We start from the raw sequence: 22,623 nt of genomic DNA, 5'->3' as shown, positions 1-22,623 counted from the left end.
ATTCAATGAAGAAGCTTTCACAACGTTCACGGACCGCCACCGCAGCAGGCATGGCCATAGCCCTGGGCCTGACACTGGGTGCCTGCGGCAGCAGCAGCGGATCCGACGCCGAGGGCGACGACAACATCACCTTCTCCTGGTGGGGCTCCGACCCCCGACACAAGGCCAATGAAGCCATCATGGCCTCCTTCATGGAGGCCAACGAAGGCATCACGGTCAAGGGCGACTACAGCGACTTCAGCGGTTACTGGGACAAGCTGGCCACCACCACCGCCGGCGGAGACGCACCGGATGTGATCACCATGGACGAGAAGTACCTGCAGGAATACGCCGGCCGCGGTGCCCTCGCCGAGCTCTCCGAAATGGATGGCCTGGACCTGTCCAAGTTCGATGAGGCATCGCTGAACCTGGGAGAATTTGAGGACGGGCTCTACGGCCTCAGCACCGGCCAGAACGCCTATGTTCTCATGATCAACGAGGACCTCTTCAAGCAGGCCGGCGTTGAAATCCCGGACGACAGCACCTGGACCTGGGAGGACTACTACAAGATCTCCGCAAAAATCGGCTCAACACTGGACGGGGTGGTCGGGACCGACTACGGCGCACAGGATGTAGACCTTCGCGTCTGGCTGCGCCAGCAGGGCGAGTCCCTCTACAACGAAGCGGCCGGCGAGGTTGGCTACAGCAACGAGAACGTCACCTCCTGGTTCCAGCATCTCCTGGACGTCCGCGACGTCGCGAAGGGCCCCAGCGCCGCGGAGTACACAGAGGGAATCTCCGGTACGTTCGAAGCCGGCGCCCTGCCCACCAATAAGGCCGCGATGGGCTGGTACTGGTCCAACCAGCTGGCCGCCCTACGCACTGCCTCGGGTTCAAACATCAGCATGCTGCGCGCACCGTCCGAAAGCGGTGCGGCCGCCGACAACGGCATGTATTACAAGGCCTCCATGTACTGGTCCGTCTCCGCCAAAGCCAGCGACCCCGAAGCTGCGGCAAAATTCGTCAACTACCTGGCGAACAACGAGGACGCGGCCAAGGAGATGCTGGTTGACCGAGGAGTACCGGTAAACCCGGACATGGCGGCAGCCATCAAGCCCGAGCTGAACGAATCCGACCAAACTGTGGTGGCCTTCCTGGACGAAATCCGCCCGGACATGGCCGAGGCGCCTAAGCCCTCTCCCGTCGGTGCCGGCGGTGTCCAGGACGTCGTCAAGCGCTACGTCTCCGAGGTGCTCTTCGACAAGCTGACACCGGAGGAAGCCACGGAACGCATGACGGACGAGATTTCCGGCATGATCAAGGCAGGCTAGGCCCCGCCTTCCGCTTGAACCAGGACTGACCAGAATTCCCCGGACTGCGCGCAGTCCGGGGAATTCTTTCATCCGACCCCTACCCAGCCCTCAAGGAAAGGCAGTCATGAACACTCCCGTCAGCGCCATCGGCGGTTACGAGGATTGGCCCGCTTACATCCGGTCGGATCCCGGTTATTCCGGCCATAGCCCGGCTTCCGCCAAGCTCGCCGCCATTCTGGGCGTTCCCGCGCCGTCCCCCTCCCTACCGGAAACAACTGTCCGGTCCGTTCGCGTCGTGGACGGCATCCGGATCACCGAGCTGCGCTGGCAGCTGCCGTACGGCCCGCCCAGCACGGGTTATCTGGCGGAACCGGCCGGCACCGAGGGGCCGCTGCCCGGGGTGCTCTGGCTGCAGTGCCACGCCGGAAACAAGTGGCTGGGTTCCGAACGCATCGTGGATTTGGGCTCGGAGGCGACGCCGGAAGCCGCCTCACTGCGGGAGAATCTGTACGAGGGACTGGCCCCGGTCAATGAACTGGCCAAAGCCGGGTTTGCCGTGCTGACCCACGATGCGTTCAGCTGGGGCAGCCGGCGCTTCACCCTGGTTCCGGCGCCACAGCGGACCGCGCGCGTCCTCGAGGCCCGCCACGCCGCCTGGGCAGCTGACGGCACGGTGCCCACCGCAGCGATGGTCTACGACGCCGCCGCCGCTGACCATGAGAACACGATTGCCAAGGCTGCCGGCATGCTGGGAACCAGCTACGCCGGCATGGTGGCGCTCGAGGACCTTACCGCCCTGGCCATCCTGCGGAACCGGCCGGGCGTGGACGCGACCAGGATCGGCACGGGCGGTTTTTCCGGCGGCGGTGGACGCGCCCTACTGCTCTCCGCACTGGACCCGGACCTCAAGGCCTGCGTGGTGGCCTGCATGATGACCACCATCGGTGCCCTTTTCCCCAGCCACCTGGATTACCACTCCTGGCTCATGAACACGCCGGGCCTGGCAGCAGAATTCGACTGGCCGGAACTAGCCGCGCTGGCGCCGGCCACCGCATTCCTCGTCCAGTACGCCGCTGCCGACCAGCTGTTTCCCCTCGCAGGAATGCAGGAGGCTGACGCCGGCCTGCAGCGGATCCTGATCGCTTCGGGACGCTATCAGGCGCAGTGGCACGACGGAGGCCATGTCTTTGACCGCGAACTGCTCGCCCGGGCGCGCGAGCACCTGCTGGCTGTTCTACAACCGCCCAAGACCCTCAATCCGACACTCGATCCGATCCTCCCACAGGGCGAGGAAGCCCCCACGGAAACCGCTTTCTCACATACACTGTAAGCCACCTCACAGACCGCTAGAACGGAAGACGCCTTGACTCCCGAGCCTGCTCGCTCCACCTCCCCCTCTTCGACCCTGACCGACCAAGCAGCGGCGGGGGTTCCCCGGATAGCCCTGATCGGCGTCCACGGTTTCGGCGCCCAGCACCTGCTGCGGCTGCGTGACCTGGAAGCGGCAGGCGCACTGACGCTGACGGCCGTGGCCGATCCGCGGCCACCGAAACCAGGCGAGCTGAACCCTTCAGTCCAGGTCTTCGCCACCGCCGGCGAACTGCTGTCAGCCGGCACCGCACCCGACGTCGTCATCATCGCCACGCCCATTCACACTCATGCGGATCTCGCCGTCGCCGCCCTCGAGGCAGGTGCGGACGTGTATCTGGAGAAGCCGGCGGCGGCCTCCATGGAGCAGTACCGGCAGATCCTGGCGGCCTCCGAGCGCACCGGACGGGCCGTCCAGGTGGGTTTCCAAAGCCTGGGCTCCACCGCCCTGGACACTCTCGCCGCCGCCATAAACCGCGGCGACCTCGGCACCGTGCGGGGCCTCTCGGCCACGGGGCTGTGGGTGCGGGACAAGGACTACTTTGCCCGCTCCCGCTGGGCCGGCAAACGCACCCTCGACGGCGTGGACGTGGTGGACGGCGTGATCACCAATCCGCTGGCACACGCCGTGGCGACCGCGCTGCGCATTGGCGGCGCCCGGGAAACTGCCGACGTCGACTCGGTGGAGGTGGACGCCTATCATGCCCACGACATCGAGGGCGATGACACCTCGGTGGTAAGGCTGCACACCGCCGCCGGAGCCACCATTTTGTGCGCACTCACCGTCTGCGCACCAGGGCAGAAGCAGCCGCTGGTAACGGTGCACGGCACCGAGGGCGAAGCGGTGTTTTCCTACACCACCGACGAATTGGAGCTGACGACGGCGGCCGGCACCGCCAGCACCTCCCATGACCGCACCGATCTGCTGGAAAACCTCCTCGCCCACCGGCAGGACAGCACCCCGCTGCTGAGTTCGCTGGCCGATTCCGGCGCCTTCATGACCGTCCTGGAGGCGGTCCGCTCTGCCGGTCCGGTGCACCCGATCGGCGCCGAGTACGTCACCTGGGTGGGATCCGGAGGAGCTGCGCACCCCGTGGTCCACGGTATCGAGGACCTGCTGCTGCGGGCGGTGCGGTCCCAGGCCACGTTCAGTGAACTGCTGGCGCCGTGGGCCTGCCCCGCAGCGCCGGCCGCGGAATTCACCGCCGACGGCACCGCCGTGGCCCAGCTGCGTTCCGGCGCCGGCATCCGGCCCGACGCCTCGCCCCGCTCGTATCTGCACCCGGTCCGCACCCTCTCCGGTGTTTCGGTCACCGACCATTTGCCTTCGGACCATGTCTGGCACCTGGGTGCCGGAGTGGCCCTCCAGGACGTGAACGGCGTCAATTTCTGGGGCGGCCGCACCTACCGCCGTGAAGAGGCCGGATATGTCTGGCGCGAGGACCACGGACACATCCGGGAGGCAGCAGCCACAGCAACACCGGATGCCCTCGAACAGCGCCTTCAGTGGTGCGCCCCGGACGGCACCGTGCTGCTGGACGAGCAGCGGAACTGGCACTTCACCGCACTGGACGAGAAGAGCTGGCTGCTGGATCTGAATTTCACCCTCACTGCCGCCGACGTCCCGGTCCTGCTGGGCAGCCCCGGGTCGAACGGCCGGGAGGGCGGCGGTTACGGCGGCTTCTTCTGGCGCCTGCCCGCGTGCACCGATGTCCGGGTCCGCACTGCCGAAAACGACGGCGAGGAAGCGGTTCACGGCACGGTTGCCCCGTGGCTGACGTGGACCGCGGAGTTCGCCGAAGGCCCGGCAACCCTGGTGTTTGTGCCGGATCCGCGCGAGTCCGATCCCTGGTTCGTGCGCAGCAGCGGCTATCCCGGCCTCGGCCTGTCCCTTGCCTGGGATGCGCCGGTCCGCACCACACCCTCCACGCCCGTCTCGCGTCTGGTCAGCGTTGTGGTTGCCGACGGGCGGCTGGACGACGACGGCGTGGCACAGCTGATTGCCGGCATCCAGGCCAAGCGAGCGATCCGGTGACCGGCGCACTCTTCGCCGGGCTCTCCGCCGGGTCCGCTCCCGCCGCAGCGGCAGCTCCGGGCGCACCGGCCCCAGTGCAGGGATCCCCGGGAGTGCAGTCCGCGCCGCCGTCGGCAGCTGACCGGCGGATCAAGCGCCGCCGGGTGCTGGACATCCTGGACCGGGCCGGAGCCGAGTCCGTGCTGCTGACCTCGCAGGCCGCCCTCTCCTGGTACTTGGACGGCAGCCGCGTGCACATCAGCCTGGCTGGCGACCCGGTGGCAGCCGTACTCGTGGAGCGCGACGGCGACCACATGGTCACCTTCAACAATGAAGCCGAACGGCTCGCCGCCGAAGAGGTTCCCGAGGGCATGGCCCTTCTGGAAGTGCCCTGGTTCGCCAATCTGCAGCGCAGTGAAGACTGGTTCGAAGGGGGCGGGCCGCCGCTGGCCGAAGCGGAGCTGGCCCGGGAACTGCGCGACGCGCGCCGGTCCCTGCTGCCGACGGAAACAGAACGCTATGACCAGCTCTGCCGCGACGCCGCAGCAGCGCTGACGGATGTGCTCACGCTGGCGGACCCGCAGATGACCGAGCGCCAGGTTGCTGCACAGCTGGCCGGACGCCTGGTTGAGGCCGGTGTGGATCCGGTGGTCCTGCTCTGTGCCGGCGAAAGCCGTGCGGCGTTCCGGCATCCGCTGCCCACCGATGCACCGCTGGGCCGCCGTGCCATGGCTGTGGTCTGCGCGCGGCGGGACGGGCTGATCGCAAACGTCACCCGCTGGGTGCGGTTCGGCGCAGCTGACGCCGCGGAAACCGACGCCGAGCTCCGCATCCTTCAGGTGGAGGCCGCCGCCTTTGCCGCCACCGTTGCGGGCACCCGCCTGTGCGATGTGCTGGCGGCGGTGCGGGGCGGCTACGAGGCGCACGGCTTCGGTCCGGACCAGTGGCGGCTGCACCATCAGGGCGGAGCGGCCGGCTACAACGGCCGTGACCCGCGTGCCACCGACGCTACGGATGACGCTGTCGTGGCTAACCAGGCCTTCGCGTGGAATCCTTCCGGTCCCGGCGTCAAGGTCGAGGACACCGTGCTGCTCGGGGCGAGCGGAATCCGCTCACTGAGCATCGATGAGCGCTGGCCAACGGTTGAGGTGGCCGGCCGGCTGCGGCCGGCCACCCTGCAGCTCTAGGCGGGGCGGCCAGCCGGCCCGGCTAGCCCCGGGACAGGGCGGAGACGAAGTCCAGGCCCAGTCCCGGGGCGCCGGTGGCCGTCAGGACGCCGTCGTTAATCCGTACCGGCGACGCACCGGTGAGCGCCCCCAGCTGGCCAAAGGCGGCGTCTTCCACATCTTCCACCCACACCGGCTCGGCCAGAGTGAGCGCAAGCTGGCCGGAGAGCTCCGGCAGCAGGTGCGGTGCCACCCGGATGCTGTGCGTGCGGGCCAGCTCCACGATCCGCCTGAACGGGGTAATGCCGCCCACCCGCACGATATTGGGCTGCACAATATCGACGGCCCCGGCGGAGATGAAGTCACGGAACCGGTAGATGTTGTGCAGGTTCTCCCCCAGCGCGATGGGCACTGAGGTGCTGCGGCGCAGCTGACGGTAGCCCCAGAGATCGTCCGCGCGCAGCGGCTCCTCGAGCCATTCCAGCCCGAACGGCGCCAGCGCGTCCAGCGCCCGCAGGGCGGCCGGCAGGTCCCAGCGCTGGTTGGCGTCGATCATGAGTTTCCGGTGCGGACCGAGCACGTCCCGGACCGCGGCAACGCGGTCGATGTCCTCGGCCAGGTCCGGCTTTCCCACCTTGATCTTCACGGCCTGCTTGCCCTCGGCCACCCAGCGCTGGACCTGCGCCACCAGCTCATCCTGCGAGTAGTGCAGGTTTACGCCGGAGCCGTAGACGACGGCGCTTTCCTGCCGCCGGCCCAACTGATCAGCAATGGAACGGCCGGCCGTGCGTGCCTTCAGGTCCCACAACGCCAGGTCCACTCCGGCCATGGCGATCGTCGTCAGCCCGCCGCCGCCGGCTTCGTGCAGGTGCTTCCACAGCAGGTCCCAGAGCACCTCGGGTTCGGCCGGGCGCCCGAGCACGAAGTCCCGAATATCGTGGTCCAGCAGGGCCTGCACCGCCCGCGGGCCAATGGTGGGAGTCCAGGAAAAGCCGTGCCCGGTACCTGCCTCGGTGCTGACATCAGTGACGATCACATGGTTCTCCGGAACCGTGTCCCCCCACGGCCGGTGCAGCGGAAGCGTCAGCAGCCGGGTGCTCAGCCCGGTGATCTTCGAGGCGCTCACGGAGCGACCTCCGCGGCGAGCCGTAGTTCGGACCGCCAGGACCGCTGAGGCTCCCAGCCCAGCAGCTCCCGCGCCTTCGAGATGGAGAAGGCTGGCGCGGAACCGGTCAGGCCCGCGGCGAGCTCGCCGGAACCGGACACGAACCGGGGCAGCAGTTCGGCCAGCGGAGCATCCGCCAGGGCATCTGCGGCGCCCACGAAAAAGACCTGTGCGTTGGGGATCTCCGGGAGCTTTTCCAGCAGCACGGCGAGGAAGTCCGCCGCGTCCCGGGCATCGAGGTAGTTGAACAGGGCAGGCGCGGACAGCGCCGGATCCTGCAGCCGCTCGGCCAGGGTGTGCCCCTGCTGCGTAGGTGCGCCGTCCCATTCCTCCGGCGAAATGACGAAACACGGCCGGAAGGCGGCATAGCGGATCTTCTCGCCGTTGGCAGCCGCGAACATCTGCATGGTCTGCTCCGCGAGCAGCTTGGACAGTGCGTACGCGTTCCAGGGGCGGGGCGTGCAGTCCTCGTCCAGCGGGAAGCGCTCCGGCAGCCAGCCCGCCGGATTGCCGTAGCCCATCACCGTGGGGCTGCTGGCCGTGATGATGCGGCCCACCCCCGCGTTGGTGGCCGCTTCCAGGACGGCGAAGGCCAGCTTGGCGTTGGTCTCCAGGATCACGTTTTCGGGAGCGCTGAACGGAACCGCGATGGCGGCCAGGTGAATCACGGCATCGGGAGCGTGCGCGGCGATCAGCCGGGCTGCCTCTCCTTCAGCGGCGAGATCCAGCGCTTCCTGCACAACGCCGTCGGCCACGTCAGCGATACTCTCGCGGTCCGCGGAAACCACCGCATACCCGGCTGCCGCCAGACCGGCGACCACGCTGCGGCCCAGCCGCCCGGACCCTCCGGTGACCAGGACCGTTTCCCTGCCCGGGGAGCTCACTGAGCGGCCCGGCGCAGGTCGGCGCCCAAGCCCAGCTCACTGATGCGGACCGGTTGTCCGGTGGCCAGGGACTCGTTGCCGGCAATTCCCACAGCCACGGACCGCAGCCCGTCCACATACCCTGAAGGCCGACCCAGCGGGTCCTCCCCGGGTCCGTTGAACAGATCGGAGAGCAGCAGCGAATCGCCGCCGCCGTGACTGCCGGCGCCGTTGAGGATGGGCACTTCGTAGGCAGGTTCCCAGTGCCGCTGGACCACCAGGCGCTCACCGTTGGCGCGCACCGCGTCGTCTTCGGAGACGGGCGTCGCCGAGGGATCCAGCACATTCTTGCTGTCATTGCTTCCGGCGACGGCGGCGCGCTCCACCACCTCAAGCTCCGCCCGGCCTTCGGTTCCGTTGATAGCCACGCGGTAGCCCTCCCAGGGGCTGTGGGCGTTCAGCGAGTAGCTCAGGGTGGGGCCGCCGTCGTAATCCACCACCAGCGCCAGATTGTCCTCAATGGTGATGCCGGCGGAGAACACATCCTGGTCCCGGCGGTAGCCGTCAAGGTGCTCGGTATCCAGATACAGCGCCTGCAGCCGCGGGTCATCGCGCAGGTCCAGGACGAAGGGGTCCTTGCCGTCCTTGGCGTCATTGGTGCCATTTGTCACCACGTCGCCGGTACCGCGTTCGGGGCGCTCCCCCAGCCCGCGGAGTTCGGCATTTTCGCTGCCATAAAAACGCAGTCCGCCGGAGGCGTAGACCCGGGCCGGGGAGTCATCAATCCACCAGTTGACCAGGTCAAAGTGGTGGGATGCCTTGTGGACGAGCAGCCCGCCGGAATTCTCCTTTTGGCGGTGCCAGCGGCGGAAGTAGTCAGCGCCGTGCACGGTGTCCAGGACCCAGGTGAAATCCACGGAGGTCACGGTGCCGATCACGCCGCTGGAGATGACCTCCTTCAGGGCGCTGTTACGGGGTGAATAGCGGTAATTGAAGGTGACCACCACGTTGCGGCCCGTTTCGGCGACGGCGGCGTTGATGCGCCGGCAGCCCTCGGCGTCGATGGTGAGGGGCTTTTCCACCACCACGTCCGCACCGGCATGCAGCGCTTGAACCACGTAGTCCGCGTGCGTGTAGTCAGGGGTGGTGATGATGACGCGGGTGATGCCGTTGCTGCGGATGAACGAGGTGAGATCTGCCGGGTCAAACACGAGCGGCGCCGGCACGGAACCGCCGCCCACCTCCTTGATGAGCCGCTGGTAGAACTCCACCCGGCCGGAGTTGACGTCGCTGAGTCCGGCAAGTTCGGCCACGTCGGCGTGGTCGGTGAGAACTGCGCGGATGTACATCTCGGAACGGGCACCGGTCCCCACAAGGGCCAGCCGGGCCTTTCCCGTGCCCGCGCCGGGCGCCCCGGCTCCGGCCTGGGGCGCAGCGGCGGAGAAGGTGCCGCCGGAAGCTGCGGTAGTCATGGATGTTCCTTTCGAAGGACGTGCACAAGTCGATGTGGCGGACTGGCCGCGGATAAGTCACTGAGAAAACGTTTTCTCACTGGCATATGCTTATCAAACCGCGGGCAACCGCGTCAACGGTTCATCACCCCTTGAGAGGTTCCCCTGTGGAGAAGAAAAGACAGCCCCGCCGGATCGGCATCGCTGATGTGGCCCGCCGGGCAGGAGTCTCCCATGCCACTGTTTCCCGGGTCATGAACGGCAGTTTTACCGTTGACCGCACCATCGCATCCAGGGTCCGGGCCGCCGCGGAGGAACTGCAGTACCACCCCAACCCCCTTGGCCGGAGCCTGGCACTGGGCAAAAGCGAGACCATCGGTGTGCTGGTTCCGGACCTGGCGAACCCCATGTTCCAGGCCGTACTGCGCGGCGTCAGCATGGCCGCGGCCCAGGACGGCTACCGCGTGCTCATCGCTGATTCCTCCGAAACCCCCAGTGAGGAACACATTCTGGCCTCCGACGCCCGGCGGCGGGGAGACGGCGTGGTTCTCTGTGCTCCGCGAATGAGTGATGAGGAACTTGAAGATCTGGCCCCCGGGCTGCAGCCGCTGGTACTGATCAACCGCACGTCCTCCGGCGGCACGCCCACCGTCAGCGTTGATTACGCAGACGGCATCCGCAACCTCGCTGAGCATTTGTATGCCCTCGGACACCGCAGGCTCGCCTTCCTGTCCGGACCGGAAAACAGTGCTTCCAACCGGTTGCGTCTGCAGGGCCTTGAACAGTTCCTGACGGAACGGCCGGATGCCAGCCTCCAGATCCTGCCGGGCGGTGTGAGCTTTGCCTCCGGTCATGCTGCCGCCCTGGAGGTCCTGGCTACCTCCGCCACCGGCGTCCTGGCCTTCAATGACCTGGTAGCCATGGGTCTGCTCAGCGGACTGCATGAGCAGGGCGTCACCGTGCCCGGCGACCTGTCCGTGACGGGTTTCGACGACATTGAGTTTTCCGGATACACCTCTCCCCCGCTGACCACGGCAACCGTGCCGCTGAATCAGTTGGGCGAACAGGCGTGGCGCCGGCTGCATGCGCTCCTGAATCCCAAGGCCGACGCCGGTCCCGGCGCCGACGCTGACCCCGCCACCGACATCGCCGACATCGCCGAGGCGAGTGGCGCAGAGGGGTCCGCGGTGCCGGAGAATACCGTTTTTGCCACCCAGGTACAGGTGAGGGGCAGCACCGGACCCGCCCCGGCCGATGTCCGGACCAGCCAGCGAAACCCCGTGACCCGCTAGCCGGGCCCCACTAGCGGGAGCGCTGCCAGCAGGGACATTGCTAAACCCCTGCCAGAACGTTGTCAGCAATGGCTGCGGTCAGGACCTCCACCACGTCGCGGTTGGCCAGCGGATTGCTCATCAGAGTGAAATCCACTTCACCCAGCGGGGGCAGGTCCAGGCGCCTGCCCACCTGTTCCAGATCAGCAGGCACCAGCGATGAGGGCAGCACCGCCAGTCCGATTCCGGCGCGCGTGGCCGCCAGGATCCCGTTGACTTCCCGCGTATTGCACGTCACCCGCCATGCGCGTCCTGCGGCTTCCAGCGCCTCGATCGCGAAACGCCTGCTCAGGCTCGGATGCGGATAGGCCACAAGAGGCACCGGAGCTCCCTGCTCCAGAACCGTTTGCTTGAGTCCCACCCAGACAAACCGGTCCCGCCGGACATCCGTCCCCTGCACGGAGTCCGCAGGGGTCTTGATGAAGACCAGATCCAGCTGTCCTGCCTGCAGCCTGCGGTGCAAACGGTCACTCTGGCTAACCGTCAGTTCCAGGTTGATCTGTGGATAAAGCCGGCGGAAGCGCCGAAGAATGTCCGGCAGTCGGGTCAGGGACAGATCATCGGCACTCCCGAAACGGATCCGCCCCCGCATAGCGGCTCCGGAGAAATATGATTCTGCGCTCTGATGTGCCGCCAGGATGCTGCGCGCAAAACCGGCCATAGCGTCCCCGTTATCCGTCAGCCGCACCGCATGGGTGTCGCGTTCCAGCAGGATCCTGCCACAGGCAGCCTCCAGCTTCCGCACGTGCTGGCTAACCGTGGGCTGGGCAAGGTTCAGCCGGGCCGCAGCTCCGGTGAAGCTCAGGGTTTCCGCCACCGTGAGAAAACTCAGCAGCTGTGCCGGCTCATACATTCTTCCCCCGGTTGATGTCATTTATCTTTAGCCCAGGCAAGGCCTCGGTTATTGCGCAATGCAATGAGATTGATAGGGAGCCTACCCCGTTCTCTTTCGTCCGCCGGCCAATAGGCTGAAGAAGCTGGACCGCACCACTCACCGCACTCCGCTTCCCGTACAGGACCTTCCTTGGCACACCCGTCACCGCCGCACCCTTCATCACCGTCGCCGCAGCACCCATCATCGCCGTCGCCAAGCCCATCGCCGCCGGACGGCAGTCGCCCAGCCCCGCTGCCGTGGAGGGACACCTTCGCCTCCCTGCGGATCCTCAATTTCCGTCTCTTCACCGCCGCGCATCTGGTGGCCGTAGTGGCCATCTGGATGCAGCGGATCGCCCAGGACTGGCTGGTTCTGGAGCTTTCCGGAAGCGTCACTGCTGTGGGCATTACTACCGCGTTCCAGTTTCTTCCCACGCTCCTGTTGGGGCCGCTGGGCGGTATGGTGGCAGACCGTTATTCCAAGCGCATCCTGCTGATGGCAAGCCAGTCCGCTGCCGCGGTTCTGGCCCTGGGCCTGGCACTTCTGGCTTTGACCGGCGCCGTGGAAGTCTGGCATGTCTACGTTGTGGCTCTGGCGCTCGGTCTGGTCACCGTCATCGACCAGCCCGCGCGGCAGGTCTTTGTGCATGAAATGGTGGGGCCGGAGAACCTCCGCAATGCCCTCAGTGTGAGCTCCTCGGTCTTCCAGCTGGGCGCCATGGTGGGACCGGCGGTGGCCGGCGTGCTGATTGGCGCAGTTGGCGGCGGCTGGGCCTTCGCCATCAACGCGGCTGCCTGCAGCTTCACGGTATTCATGCTCGGGCGGCTGCACACGGACCAGCTCTTCCACACCGCACCGGCGCCCCGGTCCAAAGGCATGCTTCGGGAGGGCGCCCGGTACGCCAGAAGGACTCCCACGGTGTTTTGGCCTGCCGCCATGTGCGCTTTTGTGTCGGTCTTTGCCCTGAGCACACCGGTGCTGATGGCCGCTTTTGCCGACCAGGTGTTCCGCAGCGGCGCGGGTGGCTTCGGCCTGCTCAATACGCTGGTGGCCACCGGGGCCCTCGCCGGCGCGGTGGCCTCCACCCGGCGCCGCACGCTGCGGCTGCGCACCGTGGTTTCCAGTGCCGCCGCCTACGGGTGCGCCCTTGCGGCGTCTGCCTTCGCCCCGTCCCTGGCCATTTTCGGAGCGGTAATGATTGTTGCAGGCTTCTGCTCCATGCAATTCATCACAAGCGCCAACCAACTGGTTCAGTCCACCACGGCCGTACGGATCCGCGGACGAGTAATGAGCCTGTACATCATGGTCCTGATTGGCGGACAGGCGCTGGGCGGACCGCTGACCGGATGGTTGGCCGAAGAGCTGGGGCCGCAGGGGGCTATCTTTGTTGCCGGTGCCGTGCCCGCTCTGGCGGCCGCCGGGATCGCCATCATCCTGGCCCGGCAGGGCAGGCTCCGGCTTTCGGCAACCATGCGCAGGGGCAAGCCGGGGCTTCATATCGTCAACCGCCGCTCTGACGGGATCACCGGCACCGCGTAACAGCCCCCAGCGGATGCCGGGCTCCGGCAAGGTATCCGCACCGCCACTGCCGCACCGTTGGCACCGGCACCGCAACGTCACCCCCACTGCCACAGGCAAGCAATCCATTGACAAGTTCGCTCGCCCGCAGGATACTCATTTAAACCACTCCAGAAAGCGCTTTCTGAGCTGGTTGCCAGGCACACCTTGACGACAAGGCCACCTCACAGATCCGTTCGTCCGCCACGGCCCCGGCACCATCCCCGCTCCAGGCCTGCGCCCTCCCGACGCACCAGCTCCGTCTCGTCCACACCGCGCGACGCAGCACCACCCAGTTCTTGCACCCTGCCCGGCTGATCCATGCTCCCCCTGGCATGACAACCGGGCACCACCCACTTTCGAAAAGGTCAATGGAGATCATGAAACAACACCCCAAAAGGCTCGCCAAGCTCATGGCTGTTTCCGCTGCGGCGGCCTTGTTCCTTACCGCCTGTGGAGCCGGCGACAGCGAGTCCGCTGCTGACGGACCGGTCACCCTGACGTTCACCTGGTGGGGCAACGAATTCCTCAACAAGCAGACGCAGGCTGCCATCGATGCCTTCGAGGACACTCATCCCAACATCTTGATCAAGCCGCAGCCCGGAGAATGGGGCAGCTACTGGGACAAACTCGCCACCGTCACAGCAGGTGGAGACACCCCGGACATCATCCAGATGGACCAGAAGTACATTGCGGAGTACGGCGGACGCGGTGCGCTGCTGGACCTGTCCGCACAGGACGGAATCGACACATCCAAGATCGGCAAGGAAGATCTGGCCTCAGGCCAGTACGAAGACAAGCAGTACGGCCTGAGCACCGGCATCAACACCTACGTCATCATGGCCAACACCTCGCTCTTCGATGCCGCAGGGATTCCCCTGCCGGATGACAAAACCTGGACGTGGGAGGACTACAGGGAAATCGCCGCGGACCTGAGCGCCTACGGAAACGGTGAAAGCTACGGTGCCGCCTACGGCTCCAATGAGGGAAACTTCATCATCTGGCTGCGTCAGCACGGTGAGCAGCTCTATACCGCGGATGGAAAACTCGGCTTCGAAACGGACACCGCAGCGGGATTCTGGAAGCAGATCAGGAGCCAGCTAGACGAAAAGGCCAGCCCTCCCGTCACCATCTTCACCGAGGACAACACTGCACCGCTGGAGAGCAGCCTGTTTGGCACCAACAAGATGGCCATGAGCTGGTGGTGGACCAACCAGCTCGGTTCCCTTGAAGCCACCACCGGTTCCGATATCAAGATGCTGCGCCGGCCGAGCACCGACGGCGCCGTCAGCAGTAACGGGATGTACTACAAGCCCACCATGTTCTGGTCCGCCTCCTCACGGACCGAACATCCGGAGGAAGCAACTGAATTCATCAACTTCCTGGTCAATGACACCGCTGCCGGCGAAAGCCTGCTGACCGACCGCGGAGTTCCCACCAACCCTGAGGTCAAAGAGTCGATCACCAGCGCCCTCTCACCGGCCAATGCGGAGGTCCTCGACTTCCTGGCGGAGATTGAGCCCGACGTCGACAGCGCACCTCCGGTCCCCCCGGTAGGCGCCAGTGATGTACAAAATGTGATCGCCCGCTACACGGCCGAGGTCCTAGCCGGCACCCTCTCCCCTGAGGAAGCAGCCAGTACCTTCAAGGACGAAGTGGAAGGAATGATCAGCCGCGCCGGCTAGCCCTCGCTGCCGCCATCCGGCAGGTGCCACCTGCCGGGTGGCGGCAAAAACCCGGGCATTTGCTAACCTAGGAGCCAAGGCCGGATCCCGGCCTCCGGACGACGGTTCAGTACCCGGACAGCGACAAGACTGGCCAAAGGAATCTGTCATGGCTTGGGCCATTCTTGTTCTCTCCGGCATGTTGGAGGCCGTCTGGGCCACCGCGTTGGGCAAATCTCAAAACTTCCGCAGACCCTGGCCTACGGTGATATTCGCCGCCGGCCTCCTGCTGAGCATGACCGGTCTTGCCGTGGCCATGCAGAGCATCCCGGTGGGTACTGCGTACGCCGTCTGGGTGGGAATCGGGGCGGTGCTCACTGCCGCATATGCGATGGTCTTCGGCGGCGAAAAAGCCACGATGGTCAAAATTCTGCTGCTGCTGGGCGTAGTGGGCTGCGTTGTTGGCCTGAAGGTGGTGGGCTAGGTATGCCGTGGATCATCCTGCTCCTCAGCGCCGTACTGGAAGCCGCCTGGGCCACAGCACTGGACGCTTCGGCCGGCTTCACAGTGCTGGTTCCGTCCCTCATTTTCCTGGCCGCATGCACCGCGTCGATGGTGGGCCTGTCCTATGCCATGAACTCCATTCCCATCTCCACTGCCTACGCGGTGTGGACCGGGCTGGGCGCTGTCCTCACCGTTGCCTACGCCATGGTCTTTGGTGACGAACAACCGGGGCTGCTGAAACTCCTGTTCCTCGCCGGAATCATCGGCTGCGTGGTGGGCCTGAAATTTGTGGAATCCCCTGCACACGCGACGGGTTCCCCCGAACCCGAGGAAAATAAGCACTGATCCGCAGTTCTGGGGCCGCAGGTCTTGGCAGGGCAACCGGGCGGGACAATAATGCTCTGAGCGCCGCAAAAGGCGTCATCTCCGGTGTCCAGCGGCTCCGGAAGCAATGATCGGAGCCTCCCCCATGACCACGGCAGATACCCCGTCCTCCACCTCCCTCTTCCGGCGCAAGCCGATCGAAGAAGTGGACGATGAAAAAACCGGCAACAAGCTCTTCAAAAGTCTGGGCCTTTGGCAGCTGACCGCCATCGGCGTGGGCGGCATCATCGGCATCGGCATCTTCACCCTCGCCGGACTGGTGGCCAACGGCGGACCGGATGCCCCCGGCGTCGGGCCTGCTGTGCTGATCTCTTTCCTGGTTGCCGGACTGGCGAGCGCGGCGGCAGCCATGTCCTATGCCGAGTTTGCCGGGATGGTGCCCCGCGCCGGTTCCGCGTACACCTACGGATACGTGGCGCTGGGCGAAATTATCGGCTGGTTCATCGGCTGGGACCTGCTTCTGGAATACACCGCCATTGTCGCCGTGGTAGCCATCGGCATTTCCGGCTACTTCACCGAGTTCATGAGCGGAATCGGCATTGATATTCCGGCGTGGATGCAGGGCACCGGAGACACCGTGGAGGGCGGAGTCATCAATGTGCCGGCCCTGGTGGTCTGCCTGTTCATCACATGGATCCTCAGCCGCGGCACCAAGACATTCGGCCGGTTTGAGCTGGTGGCTGTTGGCCTGAAAGTGCTGTTAATCCTTTTCATCGTGGGGCTGGGGTTCTTCTTCGTGAACACGGATAACTACACACCGTTTATGCCCAATGGTTTTGGCGCCGTCTTCACCGGTGCCGCCACAGTGTTCTTTGCGGTGTTCGGCTATGACGCCATGAGCACCGCCGCAGAGGAAGCTACTGACGGCAAGAAGCACATGCCCAAGGCCATCCTGATCTCCCTGGGAGTAGCCATGGTCCTATACATCCTGGCTACCCTGGTGCTGACCGGCATGCAAAACTACACCGAGATCAGTCCCACTGCGGGCTTCGCTTCTGCCTTCCAGGCTGCGGGGCTTCCGGTTATCGCCACGATCATCTCCGCCTTTGCCGTGCTGTCCATCCTCACCGTGATGCTCACGTTCCTGCTTGGAGTCACCCGGGTGTGGTTCTCCATGAGCCGCGACGGGCTGCTCCCGGGCTGGTTTGCCGGAACCGACCGGCACGGTACCCCGCAGCGGGTGACCTGGATCGCCGGCAGCGTATCCGCACTGCTGGCCGGAGTCTTCCCGATCCGTGCCGTGGCGGACCTGACGAATATAGGTATTCTTGCCGCCTTTGTGGTGGTCTGCGTTGCAGTCATTGTGCTGCGCCGCAGCCAGCCCGACGCTCCCCGTGAATTCCGGCTGCCGCTCATGCCGTGGGTGCCGGCATTTGGCGTGCTGGCCTCGGGCTTCCTAATGCTGCAGCTGCATTGGGAGACCTGGCTCCGCTTTGGTGTCTGGCTCATCATTGGTCTTGTCATCTACTGGTTCTACGGGCGTCGGAATTCCCTGCTGAATCCCAACAGCCCGCGGCTGGCCAAGCCGCCGCCGACCCCGGAAACCGCTTAGCCGTCCGGCTGCCCCTGCGGCAGCCGGACGGTGAACACGGTGTCTCCCGGCACGCTTTCCAGCGAAATGGTGCCGTGGTGCGCTGAGACAATGGCATCCACAATGGCCAGCCCGAGCCCGGAAGAGCCGGTCCGGTCCGACCTCGAGGCGTCACGGCGGGCAAAGCGCGAAAAGATCCGGTCCTGGAAATCAGGGGGTATCCCCGCGCCGTCGTCGGCCACCCGAAGCACCGCGTCGCTTCCGCCCTTCCCGTCGGAGGCCACGCCCAGGGAGACCTCCACAGTGGTTCCGGGCGCAGTGTGAACATGAGCATTGGTCACCAGATTGATCAGCACCTGGCGCAGTTGTCCGGGGTCCCCCACACCGGTGACGGGCTCATCCGGAAGCTGGATCCGCCAGTGATGGTCCCGGGCCGCAACCTGGGCATCACTCACGGTTTCCATCACCAGACGGGTCAGGTCCACCTCGGTGTGCACTTTTTCCCGGCCTTCGTCCAGCCGCGCCAGGAGCAGCAGGTCCTCCACCAGCCCTGTCATCCGCCGGGATTCGGCCTCCACGCGTCCCAGTGACTGGATCCCTTCCGGGCTGAGGTGTTCGGTGAGCCGAACCATTTCCGTATAGCCGCGGATGGAGGTCAGCGGGGTGCGCAGTTCATGACTGGCGTCAGCAACGAACTGCCGGATCTGTGTTTCGCTGCGCTGGCGCACCTGCAGGGCGCGTGCCACGTTGTCCAGCATCTTGTTGAACGCCTGCCCTACGCTTCCCACCTCCGTTCCGGAATGGACCAGGCTCTCCGGCACGCGCTCGGCCAGCGCAACGTCACCAGCCTCCAGCGGCAGCCGGGAGACATTGGTGGCTACGGCTGCCACTTCCTCCAGGGGCCGCAGGCTGCGCCGGATGATCAGATAGCCCAGCACTGCGGTCAGCGCCAGCCCGAGCAGGGACACGGCCGCAATAGTGACCCCCAGCCACAGCAGGGTGTTGTTTGTGGCAGCCAGCGGCACCCCGGAGACCACCACCGTTCCGGTTTGCGGCTGCGTCTGGGCCACCACGCGGTAATCACCGAAGGAGAGATCCACCGACACGGGGACCTGGTCCGCCGGGATCGAGGCGAGGACCCCGACGTCGTCGGCTGACAACGGCTGCCGGGTACCGTCCTCGAGCGTCACTCCGTTGCTGAAAGCACTGTTCCCGTAAAAGCGCACGTCCAACAGGCCCGGCCCGCCCTGGCCCGGCGCGTCCAGAGGGTCGGGCCGCTCGTCGGTGTCCGCCGAGTCCGACGGCGGTGTCCCCCCGGGCGGCAACGGAAAGTTCACGGCGCGCTCCGAAGCTTCCAGCAGGGTTTCATCCAGTTGCTGGACCAGGAACACGTTCATGACGGCGTGGCTGAGGACTCCGATGGTGAGACAGGTCAGGGTCAGCAAACCCAGAGTGGCCAGCAGGAGCTTGGCGCGCAGGCGCCAGCCGTGCAGACGGCCGCGCACACGGCCGCGCAGGCGTGCGCGCACACGGCCGCGCAGGCGTGCGCGCAGGCGTGCCAACCGACGGTGCTCCGCGGCGGCGCTGCTCATGTGGCCGGCTTGAGCACGTATCCGGCTCCGCGCACAGTGTGAATCATGGGTGTGCGGCCGGCGTCGATCTTCTTGCGCAGGTAGGAAATGTACAGTTCCACAATGTTGGCCTGGCCGCCGAAATCGTAGTCCCAGACCCGATTCAGGATCTGTGTCTTACTCACCACCCGGCGGGGGTTCTCCATCAGGAAGGTCAGCAGGTGGAATTCGGTGGCAGTCAGCTGGATCTCTTCTCCGCCGCGGAGCACTTCATGCGTATCCAAGTTCAGCGTCAGGTCACCCACCACCAGTTCGGCAGTGTCCACGGCGGCAGCACCGGAACGCTGCACCAACCGGTGCAGGCGCAGCAGTACCTCCTCCATGCTGAAGGGCTTGGTGACGTAATCGTCCCCGCCGGCTGCCAGCCCGGTGATGCGGTCCTCCACGGAGTCCTTCGCGGTAAGGAACAACGCCGGAACGTCCGGGGCGAAGCTGCGGATCTTCGTCAACACCTCCACACCGTCAAATCCGGGGAGCATGATGTCCAGGACCAGCACGTCGGGCCGGAATTCACGTGCGGCTTCCACTGCGCCGCGGCCGTCAGCCGCCATCACCACCTGCCAGCCGGCCATGCGCAGGCCCATGCTGATCAGCTCGGCGAGGTTGGGCTCATCGTCCACCACAAGGGCACGGATCGGGGTGCCGTCGGGATGCGACAGCTTGGGCAGATCACCCATGAAGGAGCCAGTGGCCTCGGACATATGACTTTTTCCTATCGGTCCGCCCGGTATGGGCCTGGTCCCAGCATAAACAGTTCAGCAACCGCACTGCAGGCAGCTCAGTTCCGAGCAGCTCGGGTCCCTGTATATAGCAGCTCGGGGTTCAGCAGCCAGGTCAGTTCCCGGCAGCTACTTCTTCTATCCTGCGGTCAGGCCCTAGCCCATCACTGTCAGGGCGCTGTGAGCCGGCTGTGGATGCTCCCCGATGCCCAGATCGTCAATGATGAGGATGCCCGCGGCTCTGGTGCCGGAGTTCATGACGGGCCCTGCACCCATGGCACATAGCAGCACGAACAGGAGGCGGGGGCCGGACTTTACGTTCACTTTCTGCCCTTCCCGCAGCGACACAGTACATTCTGGCGCTTCGGTGAACAATGCGGCGCCATAAAAGGGCTAGTATCTGCTTGAGGACCTGCTTAACCGGGTCTGCTAGCTGGGGAGTAGAAATGGGCGGGGAGTCTCAAGAGGTGCCTTCTGAGCGGAAGAAATCCGCAATGCTTTTTCGCCGCGGGCGGACCATGTTTGTTGTTGTGGCCGTCTTCTGGCTGTGGTTGCTGATCGGCAGCGCCGATTTCATTTCCGGTCTCTTCGATTCCCCTTTCTATGCGCTGCTTGCCCTTTACGGGCTCGGCGTAGTGACCCTCATCTCACTGCTGGTCGCCGGCCTCTCAATCGTTTACATGGTCGCCAACCGGCCCGAGCGCGCAGAGCTCCCGGTCAATGATGCCGCCCGCCCCGGAATGGCCGAACTGGCACCCGTTATCCGTCTCGTCCCCCGCCGGGTCGCTGATCACAGCATTGCCCTGACAAACAAAGCCGCTGCCAAGTGGCGGGATCTGGCTTCCTAACCGCTGCGGATTTCCGCCGGACTGGCTTTCCATCAAAGTGTCAGTGCCGCACGGCAGGGTGGTTCCATGCCTCCCTTTGCTTCAGCCTCTCCACCCGTGCCTGATTTCCCTGCACCCCCCACTCGGATAAGTGCCCCGACTTCCGCAACCCTGCACACCGCAGGGCCAGCGGGCAACGGGCCGGGGGGCGTCACTCACGCCCCCTACCGCCGCGAGCCGTACGTCCGCTGCCGGACGCCGTCGTCGTTCATCGATGGAAAGGCTGCGGCCTGGACCCGCACCTTCGTTCTCCTTCACTGGATCGACGACGACGGCCGAGCCCACAACCGCTGGGTGCCGGCAGGAACGGTCCGCCGCGTTGCACGGGATGATTCGACCTGGCAGGACCCCTACGACGACTGGTCCTTCTACTATCCGGCCTCCTCTCCGGGCTCATCCCCGGCCCGCTTCGCGGCAGCCGCCTAAGTTCACCGGTGCGCCCCTTGACACCGAACGGGGCCGGGCCGCTTATGGAGGTACGGGCATTTCGCCCGGCTGGATCGGCTACAGCAGCCCGGAGCGGAGCACTTAGATGGATTTCAAGGGCATCATCGAGTCCGCCGGCGAAGCGGTGGATCTGGCCGGAGTGGCGGTGATCATTGTTGGCGCCATCCTTGCAACACTGTCCGCGGTGCGAACTCTCCTGCGTCGCACCGGCCGGCCCGTTTATGAGCCGTACCGGCAACAGCTCGGCCGGTGCATCCTGCTGGGTCTGGAGCTTCTGGTGGCAGCAGACATCATTCGAACGGTGGCGGTGACCCCTACCTTTGAGTCGCTGGGAGTCTTGGCGCTCATCGTGTTGATCCGGACATTCCTCAGCTACACGCTGCAGCTGGAGGTTACCGGGCGGCTGCCCTGGCAGCAGGCACGCGGCGTAGAAGCTACGCCGCCGCAGAGCTGATGAGCGGGTTCCGACTGGGGTTCCGCTGATCACCGGATCTTGGTTTCGGCTCCGGGTTCCACTGCTCATCGGATCTTGCTGCTCACCTCACGGTTCATCAGGACCCTCCGTGTGAACCGGCTGCCCTGCCGCCCGCTTGCCGTCCCTCCGCGACACAACAACCATGCACACCGTCAGGCCCAGCATGATCATCCCCACCGGGTTGGCCAGCGCAGCGGAAAACCCTCCAGCCTCGCTGCCCAGCAGCACCGACATCACTGAACCGTTGCGCCCCGGCTCGCCGCCGACGTCGGGCACCAGGAAGCCGAAAGCTGCGCCTGCTACCCAGGTGCCGAGCAGCAGGAAAGATGTCCGCAGCGGAACCTCAAATGCTGGGCGCCGCCAGGCAGCCACAGTAATTTGAACGGCCGACAGCAGCATCAGCACGGCCAGCAGGGGCCCTGCAGTTGCCGCGAAAATCACCACCAGGTTTCCCTGCACCCCAAAAAGCATGCGTCCGGCGGTGATCCACAGGGGCACCAGCAGGGCCATCGGAATACTCAGTACGGCGGCAGAAGCGCCAAAGAGGGCTGCGGGACGGACCGCGGACCGTGGAGGAGATGTGGTGCTCATGGCTTAAGGCTAGGCGCAGTTTGCGGTGAGACAGTTCGAGGGGTTGCGACGGGCACTACGCGGAAGGCGCGGAGGACTTCCAAATGTCATCACAGGGGATGAGGCGAGATTCCTTCAGCGAACCCTATGGTGGAATTACGTCCTCCCCGTTTCAGCGGTGGCGCCCCCATTCATTGTTTGTTTTCACTCCGTTCATGATGAAAGAGCAAGGTTTTCGTATGCCTGTCGAATACCTGATATGGGCTCCTTTGGCGGCGTTGTCATTGGTCCTTTACCTGACGCTCACGGCCGCTGCGCTGTACAGCTTGGCAGGTTCCTCATGGGTCGCCGTCCCGGCACGGCGACTGTGGATACTGGCTGTGATTGTGCTTCCGGTGGCCGGTGCCGTGCTGTGGCTGGCGGCGTCCCATCGGCGGACCGCGGCTCTCCCGGCCGACGACGACCACACAGCCTAATAACTCGCCCACAATGGACCGGCTCTGAAACCAGCCCGTTCCCAGGTAGCTTAGAAGGGCGGTGGATCATCGCCGTAATCGTCAGGGTTTGAGTCCCGGGTGCCTGCGGCAGGCACTTCTCCGGACTCACGGTTTCGCTGTGCCTGGCCCGGAGCGAGACTGAGGTGGGGTTCAGTACGGTAGATCCTCCCGCCCGGCGAGGTCCACTCAATCACCCCGGGCCTGCTCTGCCGTGCTTTCCAAAACCCCCGCGT

Annotated in this window: 22 protein-coding genes and 1 riboswitch; of the genes, 14 read left to right on the top strand and 8 right to left on the bottom strand. The window is 65.5% G+C overall.

Annotation, left to right across the window (positions count from 1 at the left end; all coding sequences use genetic code 11):
* Positions 1 to 5 precede the first annotated feature (5 nt).
* The 4 genes from ABIB35_RS17290 (at position 6) to ABIB35_RS17275 (ending at position 5,861) form a co-directional block, all read left to right on the top strand.
* The gene (locus ABIB35_RS17290; protein ID WP_354182969.1) at positions 6 to 1,310 is read left to right on the top strand and encodes an ABC transporter substrate-binding protein; all 1,305 of its coding nucleotides are present in this window, start codon (positions 6 to 8) and stop codon (positions 1,308 to 1,310) included.
* A gap of 106 nt (positions 1,311 to 1,416) precedes the next feature.
* Positions 1,417 to 2,622 (top strand): dienelactone hydrolase family protein, encoded by a 1,206-nt coding sequence (locus tag ABIB35_RS17285; protein WP_354182968.1) that lies wholly within the window; start codon positions 1,417 to 1,419, stop codon positions 2,620 to 2,622.
* Positions 2,623 to 2,655: 33 nt separating this feature from the next.
* Positions 2,656 to 4,695: a DUF6807 family protein gene (locus tag ABIB35_RS17280; RefSeq protein WP_354182967.1), complete on the top strand. Its 2,040-nt coding sequence runs from the start codon at positions 2,656 to 2,658 to the stop codon at positions 4,693 to 4,695.
* Between the two features lie 74 nt (positions 4,696 to 4,769).
* Positions 4,770 to 5,861, top strand: a complete 1,092-nt coding sequence (locus ABIB35_RS17275) for a M24 family metallopeptidase (RefSeq protein WP_354182992.1) — start codon at positions 4,770 to 4,772, stop codon at positions 5,859 to 5,861.
* 22 nt (positions 5,862 to 5,883) lie between these two features.
* Here the strand turns inward: ABIB35_RS17275 and ABIB35_RS17270 are convergent, their stop codons facing one another.
* From ABIB35_RS17270 to ABIB35_RS17260, 3 genes are read right to left on the bottom strand one after another with little or no spacing between them, the layout of a single operon-like run.
* Positions 5,884 to 6,966 carry a mandelate racemase/muconate lactonizing enzyme family protein gene (locus tag ABIB35_RS17270; protein ID WP_354182966.1) on the bottom strand — a complete coding sequence of 361 codons (1,083 nt, stop codon included), beginning with the start codon at positions 6,964 to 6,966 and terminating at the stop codon, positions 5,884 to 5,886.
* Positions 6,963 to 7,889 (bottom strand): NAD-dependent epimerase/dehydratase family protein, encoded by a 927-nt coding sequence (locus tag ABIB35_RS17265; RefSeq protein WP_354182965.1) that lies wholly within the window; start codon positions 7,887 to 7,889, stop codon positions 6,963 to 6,965. The genes ABIB35_RS17270 and ABIB35_RS17265 overlap by 4 nt, the downstream gene beginning before the upstream one ends.
* Positions 7,886 to 9,340 carry a Gfo/Idh/MocA family oxidoreductase gene (locus ABIB35_RS17260; protein ID WP_354182964.1) on the bottom strand — a complete coding sequence of 485 codons (1,455 nt, stop codon included), beginning with the start codon at positions 9,338 to 9,340 and terminating at the stop codon, positions 7,886 to 7,888. The genes ABIB35_RS17265 and ABIB35_RS17260 overlap by 4 nt, the downstream gene beginning before the upstream one ends.
* 146 nt (positions 9,341 to 9,486) lie before the next feature.
* Here ABIB35_RS17260 and ABIB35_RS17255 point away from each other — a divergent pair, with 146 nt between their 5' ends.
* A complete protein-coding gene (locus ABIB35_RS17255; RefSeq protein ID WP_354182963.1) occupies positions 9,487 to 10,611 on the top strand; it encodes a LacI family DNA-binding transcriptional regulator in 1,125 nt (374 codons plus the stop codon).
* Between the two features lie 40 nt (positions 10,612 to 10,651).
* Here ABIB35_RS17255 and ABIB35_RS17250 read toward each other — a convergent pair whose 3' ends face one another.
* Positions 10,652 to 11,503, bottom strand: a complete 852-nt coding sequence (locus ABIB35_RS17250) for a LysR family transcriptional regulator (RefSeq protein ID WP_354182962.1) — start codon at positions 11,501 to 11,503, stop codon at positions 10,652 to 10,654.
* Positions 11,504 to 11,674: 171 nt separating this feature from the next.
* Between ABIB35_RS17250 and ABIB35_RS17245 the strand changes: the two genes are divergently transcribed.
* The 5 genes from ABIB35_RS17245 to ABIB35_RS17225 all read left to right on the top strand — a co-directional run bounded on the left by ABIB35_RS17245 (position 11,675) and on the right by ABIB35_RS17225 (position 17,185).
* Positions 11,675 to 13,063, top strand: a complete 1,389-nt coding sequence (locus ABIB35_RS17245) for an MFS transporter (protein ID WP_354182961.1) — start codon at positions 11,675 to 11,677, stop codon at positions 13,061 to 13,063.
* Positions 13,064 to 13,461: 398 nt separating this feature from the next.
* A complete protein-coding gene (locus ABIB35_RS17240; RefSeq protein WP_354182960.1) occupies positions 13,462 to 14,766 on the top strand; it encodes an ABC transporter substrate-binding protein in 1,305 nt (434 codons plus the stop codon).
* A gap of 73 nt (positions 14,767 to 14,839) precedes the next feature.
* A riboswitch (guanidine-III (ykkC-III) riboswitch) is annotated at positions 14,840 to 14,904 on the top strand.
* Positions 14,905 to 14,914: 10 nt separating this feature from the next.
* Entirely contained in the window at positions 14,915 to 15,229 is a 315-nt protein-coding gene (locus tag ABIB35_RS17235) for a DMT family transporter (RefSeq protein ID WP_354182959.1), read from the top strand.
* 2 nt (positions 15,230 to 15,231) lie between these two features.
* Complete coding sequence (locus tag ABIB35_RS17230) at positions 15,232 to 15,594, top strand: DMT family transporter (RefSeq protein WP_354182958.1); 363 nt, start codon at positions 15,232 to 15,234, stop codon at positions 15,592 to 15,594.
* A 124-nt stretch (positions 15,595 to 15,718) separates the two neighbouring features.
* Positions 15,719 to 17,185, top strand: a complete 1,467-nt coding sequence (locus ABIB35_RS17225) for an amino acid permease (protein WP_354182957.1) — start codon at positions 15,719 to 15,721, stop codon at positions 17,183 to 17,185.
* Here the strand turns inward: ABIB35_RS17225 and ABIB35_RS17220 are convergent.
* From ABIB35_RS17220 to ABIB35_RS17210, 3 genes are all read right to left on the bottom strand, one after another.
* Positions 17,182 to 18,756: a sensor histidine kinase gene (locus tag ABIB35_RS17220; protein WP_354182956.1), complete on the bottom strand. Its 1,575-nt coding sequence runs from the start codon at positions 18,754 to 18,756 to the stop codon at positions 17,182 to 17,184. The genes ABIB35_RS17225 and ABIB35_RS17220 overlap by 4 nt on opposite strands.
* Positions 18,753 to 19,496, bottom strand: a complete 744-nt coding sequence (locus ABIB35_RS17215) for a response regulator transcription factor (RefSeq protein ID WP_354182955.1) — start codon at positions 19,494 to 19,496, stop codon at positions 18,753 to 18,755. Before ABIB35_RS17215 ends, ABIB35_RS17220 begins: the two co-directional genes overlap by 4 nt.
* A gap of 174 nt (positions 19,497 to 19,670) precedes the next feature.
* Positions 19,671 to 19,838, bottom strand: a complete 168-nt coding sequence (locus tag ABIB35_RS17210) for a hypothetical protein (protein ID WP_354182954.1) — start codon at positions 19,836 to 19,838, stop codon at positions 19,671 to 19,673.
* A gap of 170 nt (positions 19,839 to 20,008) precedes the next feature.
* Here ABIB35_RS17210 and ABIB35_RS17205 point away from each other — a divergent pair, with 170 nt between their 5' ends.
* The 3 genes from ABIB35_RS17205 to ABIB35_RS17195 all read left to right on the top strand — a co-directional run bounded on the left by ABIB35_RS17205 (position 20,009) and on the right by ABIB35_RS17195 (position 21,302).
* Positions 20,009 to 20,362 carry a hypothetical protein gene (locus tag ABIB35_RS17205; RefSeq protein WP_354182953.1) on the top strand — a complete coding sequence of 118 codons (354 nt, stop codon included), beginning with the start codon at positions 20,009 to 20,011 and terminating at the stop codon, positions 20,360 to 20,362.
* 96 nt (positions 20,363 to 20,458) lie between these two features.
* Entirely contained in the window at positions 20,459 to 20,827 is a 369-nt protein-coding gene (locus tag ABIB35_RS17200; protein ID WP_354182952.1) for a hypothetical protein, read from the top strand.
* Positions 20,828 to 20,933: 106 nt separating this feature from the next.
* Positions 20,934 to 21,302 carry a DUF1622 domain-containing protein gene (locus ABIB35_RS17195; RefSeq protein ID WP_354182951.1) on the top strand — a complete coding sequence of 123 codons (369 nt, stop codon included), beginning with the start codon at positions 20,934 to 20,936 and terminating at the stop codon, positions 21,300 to 21,302.
* An 87-nt stretch (positions 21,303 to 21,389) separates the two neighbouring features.
* On the opposite strand, the gene ABIB35_RS17190 is transcribed toward ABIB35_RS17195, so the two are convergent.
* Entirely contained in the window at positions 21,390 to 21,914 is a 525-nt protein-coding gene (locus tag ABIB35_RS17190) for a hypothetical protein (protein ID WP_354182950.1), read from the bottom strand.
* 218 nt (positions 21,915 to 22,132) lie between these two features.
* Between ABIB35_RS17190 and ABIB35_RS17185 the strand changes: the two genes are divergently transcribed.
* Positions 22,133 to 22,369 (top strand): hypothetical protein, encoded by a 237-nt coding sequence (locus ABIB35_RS17185; protein WP_354182949.1) that lies wholly within the window; start codon positions 22,133 to 22,135, stop codon positions 22,367 to 22,369.
* Positions 22,370 to 22,623: the final 254 nt, after the last annotated feature.

Origin of the sequence: Arthrobacter sp. UYP6 (assembly GCF_040547315.1) — a bacterium.
Taxonomy (GTDB): Bacteria; Actinomycetota; Actinomycetes; order Actinomycetales; family Micrococcaceae; genus Arthrobacter_B.
This window is presented reverse-complemented; position numbering and strand designations above follow the sequence as displayed.